The organism is Phormidium yuhuli AB48 (assembly GCF_023983615.1).
Classification (GTDB): Bacteria; Cyanobacteriota; Cyanobacteriia; order Cyanobacteriales; family Geitlerinemataceae; genus Sodalinema; species Sodalinema yuhuli.
The window spans coordinates 2,124,440-2,141,500 of record NZ_CP098611.1 but is presented as its reverse complement, the minus strand read 5'-3'; the positions used below and the strand labels follow the sequence as shown (position 1 = coordinate 2,141,500).

General features: G+C 53.0%; 11 protein-coding genes. 7 read left to right on the top strand and 4 right to left on the bottom strand.

The annotated features are described in order from the left end of the window. The first annotated feature begins 6 nt into the window (after positions 1–6). Together NEA10_RS09190 and rsmG are read left to right on the top strand one after the other, a co-directional pair. Complete coding sequence (locus NEA10_RS09190; protein WP_252665045.1) at positions 7–444, top strand: single-stranded DNA-binding protein; 438 nt, start codon at positions 7–9, stop codon at positions 442–444. 6 nt (positions 445–450) lie between these two features. Next, positions 451–1,170 carry a 16S rRNA (guanine(527)-N(7))-methyltransferase RsmG gene (rsmG, locus tag NEA10_RS09185; RefSeq protein ID WP_252665044.1) on the top strand — a complete coding sequence of 240 codons (720 nt, stop codon included), beginning with the start codon at positions 451–453 and terminating at the stop codon, positions 1,168–1,170. On the opposite strand, the gene NEA10_RS09180 is transcribed toward rsmG, so the two are convergent. After that, positions 1,167–1,322, bottom strand: a complete 156-nt coding sequence (locus tag NEA10_RS09180; RefSeq protein ID WP_252665043.1) for a hypothetical protein — start codon at positions 1,320–1,322, stop codon at positions 1,167–1,169. The two genes, rsmG and NEA10_RS09180, sit on opposite strands and share 4 nt — an antisense overlap. Positions 1,323–1,564: 242 nt before the next feature. Here NEA10_RS09180 and pds point away from each other — a divergent pair, with 242 nt between their 5' ends. Then, positions 1,565–3,013 carry a 15-cis-phytoene desaturase gene (pds, locus tag NEA10_RS09175; RefSeq protein ID WP_252665042.1) on the top strand — a complete coding sequence of 483 codons (1,449 nt, stop codon included), beginning with the start codon at positions 1,565–1,567 and terminating at the stop codon, positions 3,011–3,013. Continuing rightward, entirely contained in the window at positions 2,997–3,923 is a 927-nt protein-coding gene (gene crtB / locus NEA10_RS09170) for a 15-cis-phytoene synthase CrtB (RefSeq protein WP_252665041.1), read from the top strand. Before pds ends, crtB begins: the two co-directional genes overlap by 17 nt. A 118-nt stretch (positions 3,924–4,041) precedes the next feature. Here the strand turns inward: crtB and NEA10_RS09165 are convergent, their stop codons facing one another. Next, positions 4,042–6,375 (bottom strand): ATP-dependent helicase, encoded by a 2,334-nt coding sequence (locus NEA10_RS09165; RefSeq protein ID WP_252665040.1) that lies wholly within the window; start codon positions 6,373–6,375, stop codon positions 4,042–4,044. Positions 6,376–6,462: 87 nt separating this feature from the next. On the opposite strand from NEA10_RS09165, the gene pip reads away from it, so the two are divergent. Next, positions 6,463–7,410, top strand: coding sequence for a prolyl aminopeptidase (gene pip, locus NEA10_RS09160; protein ID WP_252665039.1), 948 nt, complete (start codon positions 6,463–6,465; stop codon positions 7,408–7,410). A 332-nt stretch (positions 7,411–7,742) separates the two neighbouring features. Here pip and NEA10_RS09155 read toward each other — a convergent pair whose 3' ends face one another. Beyond that, positions 7,743–9,296 (bottom strand): DGQHR domain-containing protein, encoded by a 1,554-nt coding sequence (locus NEA10_RS09155; protein WP_252665038.1) that lies wholly within the window; start codon positions 9,294–9,296, stop codon positions 7,743–7,745. Positions 9,297–9,384: 88 nt separating this feature from the next. Here NEA10_RS09155 and dndC point away from each other — a divergent pair, with 88 nt between their 5' ends. After that, positions 9,385–10,938: a DNA phosphorothioation system sulfurtransferase DndC gene (gene dndC / locus NEA10_RS09150; RefSeq protein ID WP_252665037.1), complete on the top strand. Its 1,554-nt coding sequence runs from the start codon at positions 9,385–9,387 to the stop codon at positions 10,936–10,938. Here dndC and NEA10_RS09145 read toward each other — a convergent pair. Further along, entirely contained in the window at positions 10,935–12,557 is a 1,623-nt protein-coding gene (locus NEA10_RS09145) for a GAF domain-containing protein (protein WP_252665036.1), read from the bottom strand. The genes dndC and NEA10_RS09145 overlap by 4 nt on opposite strands. A 475-nt stretch (positions 12,558–13,032) precedes the next feature. Here NEA10_RS09145 and NEA10_RS09140 point away from each other — a divergent pair, with 475 nt between their 5' ends. Next, the gene (locus NEA10_RS09140; protein ID WP_252665035.1) at positions 13,033–17,028 is read left to right on the top strand and encodes a magnesium chelatase subunit H; all 3,996 of its coding nucleotides are present in this window, start codon (positions 13,033–13,035) and stop codon (positions 17,026–17,028) included. The last annotated feature ends 33 nt before the right edge of the window (positions 17,029–17,061 follow it).

Here is a 17,061-nt window from a genome sequence, read left to right as displayed (position 1 = left end):
GGTCTAATGAATAGCTGTATTTTTATGGCGGAGATTGTTCAAGATCCGCAACTGCGATATACGAGTGACACTCAAACGGCGGTGACTGAGTTTTTGGTGCAGATTGACCCCCTCCGAGATGGGGATGCACCGGAAACCCTGAAGGTGGTGACCTGGCGTAAGTTAGCCGAGGCAGTCCCGGAGAATTTCCATCGGGGCGATCGCGTGGTGATTGAGGGCCGTTTGGGGATGATTTTGTTTGATCGCCCGGAAGGCTTCCGTGAGAAACGAGCGGAGGTGACGGCTCAACGGATTCACTTAATCTCCCATAGTCCTGGGGGTGCGCCGGCGATGACTCCTCCCCCAGCCGCCTCGATGCCGTCTCCGGACCCAGTGACGCCGATGAATCCAGCGGTTCCTGCACCGTCTGGGGATGAGCCGTTATCGGATGACATCCCGTTTTAATCTCTGATGCTGGAGTTTGATTTCATCGATGATATAACTATCCCCTCCCTTCCCTCTGGGATGTGGGAGGGGAGTTTGCCTTGGCCGGTGACGCCGGGGATGGAGGCTGAGTTTCAACGATTTTATGACTGTGTGGTGCAGGGAAATCGTCGCGCTAATCTAACGCGGATTCTCGAACCGATGGACTTTTGGGAGAAGCATCTCTGGGATTCTCTGCGAGGGGTGCTGCCGTTTCTCTGCGATGAGATGCCTTTGTCGGCCAAGCCTCGGGTGGTGGATATTGGTACGGGGGGCGGCTTTCCCGGGATTCCTTTGGCGATCGCCCGTCCGGATTGGTCTCTGACGTTGTTGGATTCGACTCAGAAGAAGGTGCGCTTTTTACAGGGGGCGATCGCCCATCTTGGCTTATCTCAGGTGCAGGCGATCGCGGGCCGGGCGGAAACCTTGGGTGCGTTACGACCCTATCGAGGAAGTTATGATTTGGCGGTATTACGGGCGGTGGCAGCCCCTTCTCTCTGTTTGAACTATGCTCGCCCTTGGCTGAAACCCGGAGGTTGGGCGGTGTTGTATCGTGGCCAATGGCGGGATGAGGAGCAAGCGGAGTTGGAGCAAGGGTTACAGGGATTTGAGTCGGTCAGGGTTGACTCGTTTGTGACCCCCCAGACTCAAGCCACTCGTCATAGTGTGATTCTGCGACGGCGAGCTTCTGGGGAAGACGAGGGTTAGTGCGGCTGATGTTGCTGAACCTCGGCAAGGTCCCGTTTCATCTCTAGCCAGGCCCGCAAACATTCTCGTTCCCAGAGACGACAGGTTTCACTGGGGTGCTTGGTTGGCAAATAATGGGAATGGGGCCGGGTTGAGGGAGGGGAAAGGCTCATTAGTTTAACGGGGAAAACGGGAAACGCATATGGGTTCCTTCACCGCCGCTGGGTAATAATCCGGATCAGTAGCGAGGAGATTTGTCCCGAGCTGGGGTGAAATCCCCCAGAGGGTAGCGGTTGGACTGGCAGCGATGAGACAGTTTTGCTCAAAGTTAAGCTTTTTCTGTGATTTGTAACGGATTGCAACATATAATGAGAATCGGGCAAATTGTTGAGTCACCGCGAGGTTAGTAACGTTAATGCGAGTTGCGATCGCCGGAGCCGGTTTAGCCGGACTATCTTGTGCCAAATATCTGGTGGATCGGGGTCATACCCCCATCGTCCTAGAACGCCGCGATGTCCTAGGGGGCAAAATCGCCGCCTGGAAGGATGAGGACGGAGATTGGTATGAGACGGGCCTACATATCTTTTTCGGGGCCTACCCGAATATGTTGCAACTGTTTAAGGAACTTGAGATTGAGGATCGTCTTCAGTGGAAGGAACACACGATGATTTTCAATCAACCGGAAAATCCGGGAACTTACTCACGGTTCGATTTTCCAGATTTACCGGCCCCGGTCAATGGTCTGGTGGCAATCTTGCGCAACAATGATATGCTGACCTGGGCCGAGAAGATTCGCTTTGGTATTGGCTTACTTCCGGCGATCGTCCAGGGACAACGCTATGTGGAGGAGATGGACAAATACTCGTTCTCCGAATGGCTGAAGCGGCAGAATGTCCCGGAACGGGTGGAGAAGGAAGTGTTTATCGCTATGTCGAAGGCGCTCAACTTTATCAATCCTGATGAGATTTCGGCAACGATTATTTTAACGGCTCTCAATCGCTTTTTACAGGAAAAGAACGGTTCTAAAATGGCGTTTTTGGATGGGTCACCCACGGAACGCCTCTGTGAACCGTTGGTGGAGTATATCGAGGCCCGGGGCGGCAAAGTTCGTCTCAAGGCTCCGTTGAAAGAGATTCAGCTCAAAGAGGATGGCAGCGTTGAGAGTTTCCTGATTCGCGGTTTGGATGGGGCCCCCGATGAGCAGCTGGAGGCGGATCTCTATGTCTCAGCGATGCCGGTTGATCCGCTGAAGCTGCTGTTACCGGACCCCTGGCGTGAGTTGGACTACTTTAAACAATTGGAGGGACTGGAGGGAGTTCCGGTGATTAACCTCCATTTATGGTTTGATCGCAAACTCACCGATATTGACCATCTCCTGTTTTCCCGTTCTGACCTGTTGAGCGTGTATGCTGACATGAGCAATACCTGTCGGGAGTATGCGAATCCAGACAAGTCCATGTTGGAGTTAGTATTGGCGCCAGCTCAGGATTGGATTGGCAAATCCGATGAGGACATTGTGGCCGCCACCCTGGCGGAGTTGCAACAACTCTTCCCACAACATTTTGCAGGTGAGTCTCCGGCTACCCTGCTAAAATCCCATGTGGTGAAGACTCCGCGCTCTGTCTATAAGGCGACTCCCGGTCGTCAGCAACATCGCCCGGTTCAACGAACCCCTCTTGAGAACTTCTATCTGGCTGGGGATTTCACCCTGCAACAGTATCTCGGGAGTATGGAAGGTGCTGTGCTTTCTGGTAAGCTGACAGCGCAGGCGATCGATGCCGATCTCCAAAACCCGGGGGCAACCCCAGGAACTTCTGCCCAATCTTTGACTGTCGAGCCTGCGACGAATGCTGCAACTGCCTAAATCCCCGCCCAAGGTCACCATGCGCCTGTCACTTGAGGAGGCTTACGAGGAATGCCGTCAAATCACCGCTAAGTATTCCAAAACCTTTTATTTGGGAACGCGGTTGATGTCTGAAGCGAAACGCCGCGCTATCTGGGCTATCTATGTCTGGTGTCGCCGCACGGATGAGCTGGTTGATGGCCCCGATGCCAAACAAACGACCCCGGAAACTCTCGATTTGTGGGAGGCCCGTTTGGAGGCGATTTTTGCGGGTCATCCTCAAGATGAGTTGGATTCGACCTTGACGGATACTCTACAACGGTTTCCCTTAGAGATACAGCCATTCCGCGACATGATTGAGGGTCAACGGATGGACCTTTATCGTAGTCGTTATGAAACCTTTGAGGAGTTAAAGCTCTATTGTTACCGGGTGGCGGGAACGGTGGGGTTGATGTCGGAAGGGGTGATGGGGATTAACCGGGCGGCTTCTACGGCCCCCTGGGCTGAGGGTCCCTATCATCCGACTCAGGAGGCGATCGCCCTGGGAATTGCCAATCAGTTAACTAATATCCTGCGCGATGTTGGAGAAGATGCTCGCCGAGGTCGGATTTATTTGCCTCTGGAGGATTTGGCTCTATTTGATTATACGGAACGAGATTTGCTCGAAGGGGTGATTGATGAGCGTTGGCAGGCCCTAATGCAGTTCCAAATTCAGCGGGCCCGCAAGTACTATTTGCAGGCGGAAGAGGGCATCAGCGCCCTCAGCCCCGATGCTCGTCTCCCCGTCTGGGCGGCAACCATCCTCTACAGCAATATCCTCACGGAGATTGAACGCAATCAGTATGATGTGTTTAATCAGCGGGCCTATGTGCCGAGTTGGCGCAAGGCTCTCTGTTTGCCGGTGGCTTGGTTACGGGCCCAGGCACTTTAGTGGCCTCGGGGGAGTGCCATTCACTCCCTCGTTAGTTATATTAAATAGGACACAACGAACGGGCGTAACTCTTGGTGGGAATGGATTATAAATTTTTGCATCGTTTTATTTTAAGTGTCTAAAGATTAGTATATCCTGTATTCATGGCTTCTGGGTAATATTTACAGAGAGCGTTAAAAGGGGGTGAGGCGGGCATGGGTTGTTGGTTTTCGGTCTTATTCCAGGTAAAGGGGGCTTCTTTGGCGGCAGATAACCAGAGGAGGCGTTTGGCCCGAGTCATGGCAACGTAGAGGAGGCGGTATTCTTCGGCCTGTTTCAGTTGGGCGGCGAGTTGCCAATAGTCATCGTAGGTTTGGCAGTTTTGACTGGGTTCGGGGTTGGCTGCGTCTCGGTTCCAGATATGTTGCCGCAGTTGTCCACGGGCCACTTCTTCGAGGGTGAAGTCGCCGAGGAATTGGATTTGAGGCTTGACGTACAGGCTTCCGGGAATTAGGTTTTCGTGGAGAAAGGGAAGAAAGACGAAGTCCCAATCGAGTCCTTTGGCTTTGTGCATGGTGAGAATAGTCAGTCGCCCCGGTTGGGTGTATTGAGAATCGGAGGCGTCTGTGTCGATGCGATCGAAGGACTCGCTGGTGACGAGATTAAAGAGGTGGTCGAGGAATTCTCCTAGGGAGAGGTGATCTTGGGTTTGCTGGAGGAGTCGCTCGTTGAGTTTGTCGGCGGTGGCGAGTTCGCTGGCCTGATAGTCCAGGGTTAGGGCGAAAAAGCTGATGAGATGGGTTTGGGGCAGTTCCAGTCGGGCTTGCAGGAGGGCGCGACAGAGGCGGCGGGCCCGTTTGACCTCTGGGGGTTGGGGGGCTTCGAGAATGGTGGGATAGAGAAATCGCTCGGGTTGGCTGGCGAGGCGATCGAGGTCTTGACGAGGGATGAGTTGACGACCGACGAAGACTTCTAAGGCCCCTTTGAGGGCTTCGCCGGAATGGGGACGATGGACGAATTGCAGCAGGTTCAGCATTTCTAGGGGAATGCCGGAAAGTCGTTGTTCGGCTTCGACATGGTAAATGTCGAGATGATGGTGGGTTTGGCTGAGTTCATGGGCGAGAAATTGACCTTGGTTCTTCTGACGCACCAGGACGGCGGCGGTGGCCTGGGGATGCTCTTGGAAGAGGTCGGTTAGGGTTTGGGCGAGGCGATCGACGGTCTCGCTGATATCAAAGGGACGATGCAGTTGTAAGCCTCCGGCGATGGGGGCTGGGTTGGCGTTGGCTTGGGGGTCATCGGCGGCGACGGCTTCGATGAGTTGGACTTCAAAGGGTGGGGGAGTTTGGGAGGTGGCTGGATGAGGTGGGGTTGGGGATTGGGGTTGGGCCCACTGTTGGTTAATCCAGTTGAGGGTGAAATTGGCGGCCTCGATGAGAATGGGGCTACTGCGTCCGGCTTGTTGGATGGTGGTTTGTCGTTGCTGTTGGGCGCATTGATGACAAAAACGGCGGAAGTAAATGGGATCGGCGGGGGTGAAGGTGGAGTTAATGGCTTGGTTGGGGTCGCCGACGCGGATGAGATTGGCGAGTCCGTCGGGGGTTTGGGCGAGGATGTTGAGGAGTTGTTGTTGTAGGGGGGAGGAGTCTTGGGCTTCGTCTTCAAAGACGGCGAAGGTTTCTTGTTGCCAAAGGTCTCGGATGCTGGGGTCTTGGAGGACGTTGAGGGCGGCGAGAATGGCGTCGTTGTAGTCGATGAGTTGTTGCGATCGCAGTCGCTGTTGGTAGAGGTCGTAGAGTTGGGCGCCAATGTCTAGGATGGCATAGGGGTCGCTTTGCTGTTGGCCCAGGGCCCGCACTTGGTCTGGGGAGAGGCCGGAGGATTTGGCTTCTTGGATGACGGTTTGGGCTAGGTTGGGGAGGACTTCGGTTCTGAGGACCGATTGGCGACGGAGTTGTTCGCCTTCTTCGCCGTCAAAGTCCAGTCCGGCGATGAGGGGTTGATAGAGGTGGGGATGTTGGTTAATCCAGTCTTCGACGCAGCTGCGGATGAGGCGTTGGTTGTGGTTATCTTCGATGAGGGTTTGTTGGTTGAGGTCCAGGTGGGATTGTTGGGGATGACGGCTGGCAATTTTGAAGGCCAGGCTATGGATGGTGGAGACGGAAAAGCCCCATTTGGGAAGTTTGAGCAGTTCTAGGTTTTGGCGAATTTTGCCTTGGATATTGGCGGCGGCGGAGCGAGTGAAGGTGACGATGAGGAGTTGATGACGCGGGTGCAGTCGTTGTCGGGCGATGGTGAGGGCGGCGGCGATGGCCATTCCGGTGGATTTCCCGGAACCGGGAACGGCGGAGACGGCTAGGGGACCCTTTTGCCAGTCTCCCATGTCTCGTTGTCCGGGACGGAGTTGCTGGTAAAGGGTTTGCATGAGTTGGGGGCGATCGACCGAGGGCGGTTTGGATTGGGTTGAGGTCATAGCAATTGGCTCGAAATTAGGGGAAAATGGGATATTCGCAGTTATTTGAAGTTTATCGTTGTCTGATTAACCCGTCCTTTGGAATTTATGCGCAATCTTTATCCCCCCATTAGCCCCTACAACACGGGGACGTTACAGGTGTCTGACCTGCATACCCTCTATTATGAGGAATCTGGAAATCCTCAGGGGAAGCCGGCGGTTTTCCTCCATGGGGGTCCGGGTGGGGGGTGTATTCCCATGTATCGCCAGTTTTTTAATCCGGATGACTGGCGTTTGATTTTGTTTGACCAACGGGGTTGTGGCCGCAGTACCCCCCATGCGGAGTTACGGGAGAATACGACCTGGGATTTGGTGGCTGATATTGAACGGTTACGGACTCATCTGGGGGTTGAGCGTTGGTTGGTGTTTGGCGGAAGTTGGGGGAGTACGTTGTCGTTGGCGTATGCTGAAACTCACCCGGAACGCTGTACGGGGTTGATTTTACGGGGGATTTTTATGTTACGTCCTCTGGAGTTACGCTGGTTCTATCAGGAGGGAGCCAGTTATATTTTTCCGGAGGCTTGGCAGGAGTATCTTAAACCCATTCCCAGGGAGGAACGGGGGGATTTGATGGCGGCGTATTATCGCCGTTTGACCAGTGAGAATCGTCAAGTCCGGCTTGAGGCGGCTCGGGCCTGGGCGATTTGGGAAGGAAGTACGAGTAAGTTATTTCCTGATCCAGATGTGCGGTCTAAGTTCGGCCGTGAGGGGTTTGCGGAGGCGTTTGCTCGCATTGAATGTCACTATTTTGTGAATGGGGGCTTTTTTGAGCGGGAGAATCAGTTACTTGAGGATGTGCAGCGGATTCGTCATCTTCCTACGGTGATTGTTCAGGGTCGTTATGATGTGGTTTGTCCCCTGCGATCGGCTTGGGAGTTACATCAGGTGTTTCCTGAGTCGGAGTTGATTGTCATTCCTGATGCGGGGCATTCGGTCAGTGAACCGGGGATTCGCTCGGCTTTGGTGGATGCAACAGACCGCTTTCTGGCTCTGTAATCACGGGGGTTGTCTCTGAGAATTGATGTTTTCATCAACTCTCAGGGGAAAATAAAAGTGCGCAGCTTAGATGTTTGGCTTTGCGCCGGCCGCACCGGGCCGGCGAAGCCTCATCCTTCTACCCAGAAATTCGGTGCATCCTGGAACCAGAAGTTTCAGACTTGTTTGTTTCGATGGTTTTATTATAACCGTGTTTTAGGATAACTGTCAACCCTTGAAGCCAAAAAAATAAAGCTGTTCAGGGTATCGTGAAATGGGACGACTGGCCGTTTCGGCACGACAGGAAACCGAGCTGGGACATCGCCGGCATTTCTGGAGTCTTCCCTGGGGAGTCATGATTCAATTATTCTCGGCATTCCTACTTCCCGAGGGGTGACAAACTTACCCTGAAAACTGACGGCGCGATTCTCAAAGGTCCTGGCCTTGGCTAACTCTAGCCGTAAATCTGCAATCTCTTGATTTTCTTTCATTCCTCCCAACAGATAGATTAAGAGTTTCCTGGCGAGGTCTTTGCCTGAAACCCGAATCCGGCGTTTATTGGGGTCATACAAGACGCCATACCATAAGGATTGAGGTAGTTCCATGGACTGAAATCCACCGTCGTCATCAAATTTCTGGAGACGCTTTAAGGCTTCGACCACGGGGAGATAACGTTGAAAGATGACAACGCCTAACGCTTGTGCTAAAGCGACTTGTCCCACGGGACGAAAGAGAAGATTTCCCTCGCCTCCACCGGATTCAAAGCTAAATCGTCTCAGATAAAGGGTTTCCACTCCGAGTTCCATACGTTTGTAACTCGGGAGAGTCCCCAAGCCATCCCAGAGACGCATTAATTCAGAGAGTCCTTCAGCTAAGTCATCGGCGGTGGGACGTGGGGGAATGGTTCCGGGGTATTCGGCTAACCAATGGGGGAAGCGGGGAGTTAAATAGCCAACGGTCATATCTCGCAAGGCCTGTAGGGTGGTGAGGACTTGGGATTTGGCCGAGACGCTGGCCCCATCCCAGTTGATGCGGGGGGAACGGCTGTCGTCATCTCGCAGGAGGGGATGGGTGACCGCGATTTGACGGCTGATAATGGCAAATCCGTCATCTTCGTCTAAGAGGGTGACTTGACCTTTGCTGAGTTTGACGGCCATGAGGTTGACATGGACGAAAATGGACCGGATACGCTGTCTGGCTTCGTCTCGGGTTTCTCCGGCTAAGACGGCGGGGATGAATTCAATTCCCACAGTGTCCTTGGCTAGGGCCTGCATGGCTTCGGGGGTGCTGTTGTTGGCGGCGGCGAGGCGGTTGAGGGTGAGGGGGGTTCCGGTGGTTTTTTGGCTACGAGTGAGGGGTTGCAGGGTTCCGGTTTGCAGTAGGGTCATTAATCCTTGGATTCCCATTAGCCGGTGTTGTCCGTCTAAGGCGAAGATGGAGATGGAGGGGGGGAGGTTGAGGAGGGCAAGTTGTGGGATAGTATCGATGGGGGTTAGGTCTGCGGCGGCTTGTTTGGCTCGTCCGTCCTCTCCCCATTGGCTGGCTTGGGGGTTGTCTACCCAGTCGGGACTGATGACGGCGAGGAGGGGCGGGAATTTGCGATCGTGCCGTCGGGCAAGATATTCTGTTAGGGGAGCTTGCCGTGCCCAGTTCAAGGGACGTTGGTAAAGGCTGTCTATGGTTTCGGCGTTGATGGAGATGTTGGCGGTTTTGGGGTCTCGCTGCTGTTGGAACAGGGGGAGGTCTGCGGCAAAGCCAACTCGCTCGGCGACCCAGGCGAGGCTGACTGACCCTAGGTAGGCTTCGGTGGTTCCCATCTGGGTCTTCTGCACGAGTAGTGCATTTGGGTTATTCTGGTGAGGGGGTAAACTATCAGGGCAACTCGTGGTAGGAACAATTGATTTCATATTTTTTTAGTCATACCAAATCTGTTATATAAGTCTAGCTTAGTTTAAACTCGAGTTGTGGTAGATTTTGCTTTCATCAAAAACAAGTATGAGTGAACCGAAACTAGAAATATCGAACCTCAAAAATAGAACTACGGAAGAATTTTTCGAAAATCTAAAGGATATCAAGTCGGAAATCCAAGAATTGTACAGAGCGAACACAGTACCCTGGGTTTTGGGGTACTCGGGTGGAAAGGATAGTACAGCCACGGTTCAATTAGTATGGTCGGCGATTGCTGATTTGCCTAAACATCAACGGCATAAGGCAGTGCATGTCATTACAACTGATACTCTGGTTGAGAATCCAATAGTTTCAGCTTGGGTAACGCGCTCCTTGGAGTTTATGCAGGAGGCAGCGGAAGCACAAGGATTACCCTTTTATCCTCATTTGCTCAAGCCATCAGTCAAGAATACGTTTTGGGTCTGTTTAATGGGTAAGGGATATCCAGCACCTAGAAATAAATTTAGATGGTGTACTAGCCGGCTGAAAGTAGACCCATCAAATCGTTTTATTCGCGATGTTGTCAGAGACAATGGTGAGGCTGTTGTTGTCCTCGGCACTCGAAAAACGGAAAGTATAAGTCGTGCCATTATCATGGAAAAACGGGATAAAAAACGAGTCCAGGAGAGACTTTGCCCTCATCCAAACCTTCCTAACTCCCTGTTATATACCCCTATTGAAGAATGGAGAACTGATGAAGTATGGACTTACCTCATGCAGTGTGAAAATCTCTGGGGCTATAGTAACAAGCAGCTTTACAGTATGTACCGAGGGGCAACAGCAGATACAGAATGCCCCCTAGTCATCGATTCTAGCACACCAAGTTGTGGAAGTTCTCGTTTTGGCTGTTGGGTTTGCACGTTAGTGAATCAAGACAAATCTATGGAGGCGATGATCCAGAATGATGAAGAAAAAGAATGGATGCAACCCCTCCTAGACATCCGTAATGAACTTGACCTTAAGAACGATCGCGAACGCCGCGATTTTAGACGCATCCACGGAAATGTGCAACTCTTCGAGCGCAACAAAAACGGAGAAATCTCCGTCGAACCCATCCCCGGTCCCTACACCAAAAAATGGCGGGAACATTGGCTAAGACGAGTTCTCGAAGCACAGGAAACCGTCCGCCGAACCGCTCCCCCAGAAATGCGGGACATTACCCTCATCACCACCGAAGAACTCAGCGAAATCCGGCGAATTTGGCTCGAAGAAAAACATGAATTCGACGATCGCCTCCCCACAGTATACCGAGAAGTCACCGGCAAACCCTTCAAAGACCCCCGGCCCGGCGCCGACCAATCCCTCCTGGGACTCGACGAGTGGAACATCCTCGAAGACCTCGCCGACGGAGACGCCATGGAACTTGAACTCATGGCTAAACTCCTCGACACCGAACGCCAATATCACACCAAACTCAACCGTAAAGGCATTTACGACGCCTTAGAAAAATGCTTCGAGACCAGTTCCCGGTCCCCTGAAGAAGCCATCGCTAACGCACATCGTAAACGAGAACTCAAAGAAGCCGCCGCCGCCGGGGACGTGGCCAAAGTGAAACAACTCACTTGGTCAGACCTCAAATTCGGCGACTCCTCCGACTCCTAACGGGGGAACCAATGCAATAATGGGGTTTGTTCCTGACGGCGCGATCGCAAATAGCGAACCAAATACTCTCCACTCAACGGAGGTAACAGATAATGCTGTAACTCCAGCGGGCGTACCATCCAGGGTAACCCATACCCTGCGCGATCGCTCAATCCCCAAATGGGTAACTCCGCAAACCGAGAATCCTGACGTAGCTGACTGGCCCAATGGCGGCCCTGAGACTCACTCAAATCCCCCTGAAGTGTGATCACATCAACCCCAGTCCCCCACAACCGACTCAACACCTCCCCAGGCGTTTCCACAAACTGCACCTCATAGCGATTTTGTCGGAACAGTCGCTGCGTTTCCCGGGACTCCGTCGGGACCTCACCCACCGCCAACACCCGAGTTGTCGCCTGGCTACGTTCAGACTTGGCCCACTTCGTCGGACAATCATCACACAACGTACATTCCGGACCATCATAGACACGACCATAACGAGTGGGAATCGGGAGGTGACAGCGTTGACATTCCAGAACCGTATAACTCCCCTCCAGGAAATGTTCAAAACAGCGCATATCTCCCATCAAATAGAGTTGACGGAAATCTGAGCGTTCCTGGAGTCGTCGCCAGAAATTCTCAAACTCAAAGCGATAGCCTTCATAGCTATACACCGCACCCGGAAACCCCAAACTCCCCTGATGAGGACTCATAATCGCCTTACCTCGACTGAGATAGTACGCCACATAGCTTTTCAACAACTCTTGCGGCGGAACCCTCACAGTCTGAGAGGGGGACTCAGACTCTGGCGGTGTCGGTTCAAAATTCACTGTTGGTTTTGCAAGAGGACGCAACAACGACTCTTGATGAATAAACGCCGTCTCCTGTAACGCCTCATGAGCCGCCTGTAACTCACAATAGCGGCGATCGCGCTCGAGGGATTTCGCCAACTGTTGCGCTAACCAGACTGTCGTATCAATCTCCCGCTGCGACCAATCCCGAGGCGTATAGCATTGATGAACCGCCAGCAATCCCCATAAATACATTCCCTGGGGTTCCTCCAGACGTACCGGAACCACTAACTTTGCTGACACCTCAAAAAAGCATTCTAGAATCTTTGTCGGACAGCGATCGAGATCCATTGAATTTAAATCTGCGATCACTTGGAGCTTGCCTTGCTCGAAGTGTAAAATCTCCTCAGATCCAAAAAAACGCCCTAAACGGCATCTCAGCATCGACGACCGACCAGGGGCCCGCGCCTCCGCCACTACCATCGCCTCCCACTTACGGGTAGTACAGCAGAGAATAACCCGGTCTGCTCGCAAAATCCTTCGCACTCCATCAACAGTTTCGTTTAACAAGGCTGGAAACTGGTCGGAAAAACGCTCCGAAATTGGAGTAAAAATTGTTTTTTCTTCTTCATCAACCTGACCTAAAACCACCTCTTTTGAAGAAGATGATGGCTCAGAAATCATTGGAGATTGATTTTTTTCTAAAACACTAGCATAGGATAAATGGCTTGTTTCTATTGTGCCATAGGGCATCTCTTGATGACAACGAGGACAAAACCAGCGTAACGTCCCTTGACGGACATAGCCCAGTAAGGGATAAGAACAGCAAGGACACAGAAAATTTGACATCAGTTTTACCTCAATACGATCCGTAACAAATTGCGATCGCTCCTAATCCTCACCCCGAGCCTTTTATTTCACCGCAACTTATTTTGTCTAGATTACCTTCTCAAATTTTAAATCAATCCTCCAACCCCTCACCGCAACTTGCGGTATCTTGTATCAAGATTTAATATTAATTCCAATTTATTAACCCTAAGACCCAACCCCAGCCCTTTTCCTTCTTGCTCCCACCCCCGACTTCTTCCTACTAAAACAATTTTTTTGTTGTTTTACCGCGAGTCCCTCACCCTGAGATCAGCAAAAATGTTTAACAAATGTAACGAAATGTTGCAAATTTTCTATCAAATTGTTTCAGAACACCGATTTGAGTGAAGTCCCCCTGACATTATTTGGTAAAAACACCTATATAGCTAAAATCCATAAGCCCATCCCAGACCAGGTTTAGTACAACCACGAATCGCGTTTAAGGAGTAACCCATTCATGTTCACCCACGTCAAGCCCACCGTTCGCCACATTCAGGCACCCGACGACCTCAACGGTCGCACCCTCATCAAGGTGGTCTATGTCGTGCTCGAATCGCAATATCAGAGTGCCCTGTCCGCCGCCGCCCAAGCCATCAACGCCAACAACCCCAACCTGGCCATCGAACTGAGCGGCTACCTCATCGAAGAACTGCGCGACCCTGAAAACTGCGAAGACCTGAAACGGGATGTTGCCCAAGCCAACATCTTCATCGGCTCCCTCATCTTCATCGAAGACCTGGCCGAAAAAGTTATCGAAGCCGTCCAACCCGCCCGGGATAACCTCGACGCCGCCATCGTCTTCCCCTCCATGCCCGAAGTCATGCGCCTCAACAAACTGGGCAGCTTCTCCATGGCGCAACTCGGACAATCCAAAAGCGCCATCGCCCAGTTCATGAGAAAGCGCAAAGAGCAATCCGGCGCTTCCTTCCAAGACGGAATGCTCAAACTGCTGCGGACCCTGCCGAAAGTCCTCAAATACATGCCTGTGGACAAAGCCCAGGACGCACGCAACTTCATGCTAAGCTTCCAATACTGGCTCGGCGGTTCCCCCGACAACCTGGAGAACTTCCTGCTCATGCTGGCAGACAAATACGTCCTGCCTGAAGGGAACCAGAACGTCACCTACAACGACCCCGTCGTCTACCCGGACATGGGCATCTGGCATCCTCTCGCCCCCCAGATGTTCGAAGACGTCAAAGAATACCTCAACTGGTATAACTCCCGTCGAGACATCAGCGACGACCACAAAGACCCCCTCGCCCCCACCGTCGGCCTCGTCCTGCAACGGACCCACCTCGTCACCGGAGACGACGCCCACTACGTGGCCATGGTGCAAGAATTTGAATCCCTCGGCGCCCGGGTCATCCCCATCTTCTCCGGCGGACTCGACTTCTCCCAACCCGTCAACAAATTCTTCTGGGAACAAGGGGAAACCGATAACCCCAACAACAAAGCCTTCGTCGATGTCGTCGTCTCCCTCACCGGCTTTGCCCTCGTCGGCGGTCCCGCCCGGCAAGACCACCCCAAAGCCATCGACTCCCTCAAGCGGCTCAACTGCCCCTACATGGTCGCCCTGCCCCTCGTCTTCCAAACCACCGAAGAATGGGAAGACAGCGACCTAGGACTGCACCCGATTCAAGTCGCCCTACAAATTGCCATCCCCGAACTGGACGGGGCCATCGAACCCATCGTCCTCTCCGGTCGGGATGGGGCCACCGGCAAGGCCCACGCCATGCAAGACCGCATCGAAGCCGTCGCTACCCGAGCTATGAAATGGGCGAACCTGCGGCGTAAACCCAAACTCCATAAAAAAGTTGCCATCACCATCTTCAGCTTCCCCCCGGACAAAGGCAACGTGGGAACCGCCGCCTATCTCGACGTCTTCGGTAGCATTCACGAAGTCGCCACCGCCCTGCAACGCAACGGCTACCGCATCGAAGACCTGCCCGAGAATCCCCAGGAGTTGATGAACGCGGTCATCCATGATGCCGCTGCCCAATACGCCAGCCCCGAACTCAACGTGGCCTATCGGATGCCCGTTGACGAATACGAAAACCTCACCCCCTACGCCAAACGCTTAGAAGAAAACTGGGGGTCGGCACCGGGAACCCTCAACAGTGATGGGCAGAACCTCTTGGTGTACGGCAAACAATTCGGCAACCTGTTTATCGGCGTCCAACCCACCTTTGGCTACGAAGGCGACCCCATGCGGTTACTATTTAGCCGTTCTGCCAGCCCCCACCATGGCTTCGCCGCCTACTACACCTATCTCGAACAGATTTGGCAAGCCGACGCTGTTCTACACTTTGGCACCCATGGGTCCCTGGAGTTCATGCCCGGAAAACAAATGGGGATGTCGGGAATGTGTTACCCCGATAGTTTGATTGGCAACATTCCCAACCTCTATTACTACGCCGCCAACAACCCCAGCGAAGCCACCATCGCCAAACGCCGCAGCTACGCCGAAACCATCTCCTACCTCACCCCACCAGCGGAAAACGCCGGTCTGTATAAAGGACTCAAAGAACTCGGCGAACTCGTAGGGTCCTACCAAACCCTCAAAGATGGCGGACGAGGGATTCCCATCGTCAACACCATCGTTGAGAAAGCCCGCATGGTCAATCTCGACAAAGACATCGACTTCCCCGAGGCTGAGGCGAAAGACCTCAGTCAAGAGGAACGGGATACCATCGTCGGCTTGGTGTACAAACAACTGATGGAAATTGAGTCGCGGTTATTACCCTGTGGCTTACACGTCATCGGTAAACCCCCGACAGCGGAAGAAGCCGTCGCTACCCTGGTCAGTATCGCCAGCATCGACCGGGAAGAAGAAGGCATTATGGGACTTCCCAGCCTCTTAGCCCAAAGTCTCGACCGCAACATCCAAGATATTTACAGCAACAACGATAAAGGGGTTCTCGCCGATGTGGAGTTGAACCAGAAAATCGTTGAAGCCACCCGCGAGTGTGTTGGGGCCATGGTGGCTGAGAAAACTGACAGCGATGGCCGGGTTCGTTTGGAGAATCTGGGGAACTGGCTGCAACGGATGATTAAGGATGAACCTTGGTATGAGGTTCTTAAGGCTGCTGGCTTCCATCGGGTGGATAAAGAGGCGTTAGACAAGCTGATTGAGTATCTTAACTTCTGTCTCAAACAGGTTTGTGCGGACAATGAACTGGGGTCTCTGTTGCGGGCCTTGGAAGGGGAATATGTGCTACCGGGCCCCGGTGGTGACCCCATCCGCAACCCCGATGTCTTGCCCACGGGTAAAAATATCCATGCCCTCGACCCCCAAGCTATCCCCACCGCAGCAGCGGTTCAGGCGGCGAAAATTGTGGTTGACCGCTTGGTGGAACGGCAACGCCAGGAAAATGGCAATGAGTATCCGGAAACCATCGCCTGTGTGCTGTGGGGAACGGATAATATCAAGACCTATGGTGAATCCTTGGCTCAAATCATGTGGATGGTTGGGGTGAAGCCGGTTCCTGATGCTTTGGGACGGGTGAATAAGTTGGACTTGATTCCTTTAGAGGAGTTGGGCCGGCCTCGGATTGATGTGGTGGTCAACTGTTCTGGGGTCTTCCGCGACTTGTTTGTTAATCAGATGGCCTTGTTGGATAAGGCGATTAAGATGGCGGCGGAAGCCGATGAACCTGAGGACATGAACTTTGTCCGCAAACACGCCATTAAACAAGCCGAGGAGATGGGGGTCAACCTGCGTCAAGCGGCGACTCGGGTCTTCTCCAATGCGTCGGGGTCCTATGCGGCCAATATCAACTTGGCGGTGGAGAATAGCACTTGGGAGGAGGAGTCGGAGTTACAAGAGATGTATCTGACTCGTAAGTCCTTCGCCTTCAATGCGGATAATCCTGGCATGATGGAACAGGACCGCAAGGTGTTTGAGTCGGCCTTGTCGACGGCGGATGCAACCTTCCAAAATTTGGATTCTTCGGAAATCAGTTTGACGGATGTGTCCCACTACTTCGATTCTGACCCGACGAAGGTGGTCTCGAAGTTACGTAAGGATGGTAAGAAACCCAATTCCTATATTGCCGATACGACGACGGCCAATGCCCAGGTTCGCAGTCTTTCGGAAACGGTGCGTCTGGATTCCCGGACGAAGATGCTGAACCCGAAATGGTATGAGGGGATGTTGTCTCATGGCTATGAGGGGGTTCGGGAACTCTCGAAACGCTTGGTGAACACCATGGGTTGGTCGGCCACGGCGGACGCGGTGGATAACTGGGTGTATGAGGAGGCGAATGATACCTTTATTAAGGATAAGGAGATGCAGGAACGCCTGATGAATCTCAATCCTCATTCTTTCCGCAAGATGGTGGGAACATTGCTGGAGGTCCATGGCCGTGGCTATTGGGAAACCAGTGATGAGAACCTGGAACGTCTGATGGACTTGTATCAACAGGTTGAAGACCGCATTGAAGGGGTTGAGTAAGCCGCGAGGCTGACGGGTTTTATCTCTTCAGAT

Excerpts from the sequence above, each read along its gene's own strand:
- NEA10_RS09190 (WP_252665045.1), top strand. The coding sequence starts at position 7 with ATGAATAGCTGTATTTTTATGGCGGAGATTGTTCAAGATCCGCAACTG.
- rsmG (WP_252665044.1), top strand. The coding sequence starts at position 451 with ATGCTGGAGTTTGATTTCATCGATGATATAACTATCCCCTCCCTTCCC.
- NEA10_RS09180 (WP_252665043.1), bottom strand. The coding sequence starts at position 1,322 with ATGAGCCTTTCCCCTCCCTCAACCCGGCCCCATTCCCATTATTTGCCA.
- pds (WP_252665042.1), top strand. The coding sequence starts at position 1,565 with ATGCGAGTTGCGATCGCCGGAGCCGGTTTAGCCGGACTATCTTGTGCC.
- crtB (WP_252665041.1), top strand. The coding sequence starts at position 2,997 with ATGCTGCAACTGCCTAAATCCCCGCCCAAGGTCACCATGCGCCTGTCA.
- NEA10_RS09165 (WP_252665040.1), bottom strand. The coding sequence starts at position 6,375 with ATGACCTCAACCCAATCCAAACCGCCCTCGGTCGATCGCCCCCAACTC.
- pip (WP_252665039.1), top strand. The coding sequence starts at position 6,463 with ATGCGCAATCTTTATCCCCCCATTAGCCCCTACAACACGGGGACGTTA.
- NEA10_RS09155 (WP_252665038.1), bottom strand. The coding sequence starts at position 9,296 with ATGAAATCAATTGTTCCTACCACGAGTTGCCCTGATAGTTTACCCCCT.
- dndC (WP_252665037.1), top strand. The coding sequence starts at position 9,385 with ATGAGTGAACCGAAACTAGAAATATCGAACCTCAAAAATAGAACTACG.
- NEA10_RS09145 (WP_252665036.1), bottom strand. The coding sequence starts at position 12,557 with ATGTCAAATTTTCTGTGTCCTTGCTGTTCTTATCCCTTACTGGGCTAT.
- NEA10_RS09140 (WP_252665035.1), top strand. The coding sequence starts at position 13,033 with ATGTTCACCCACGTCAAGCCCACCGTTCGCCACATTCAGGCACCCGAC.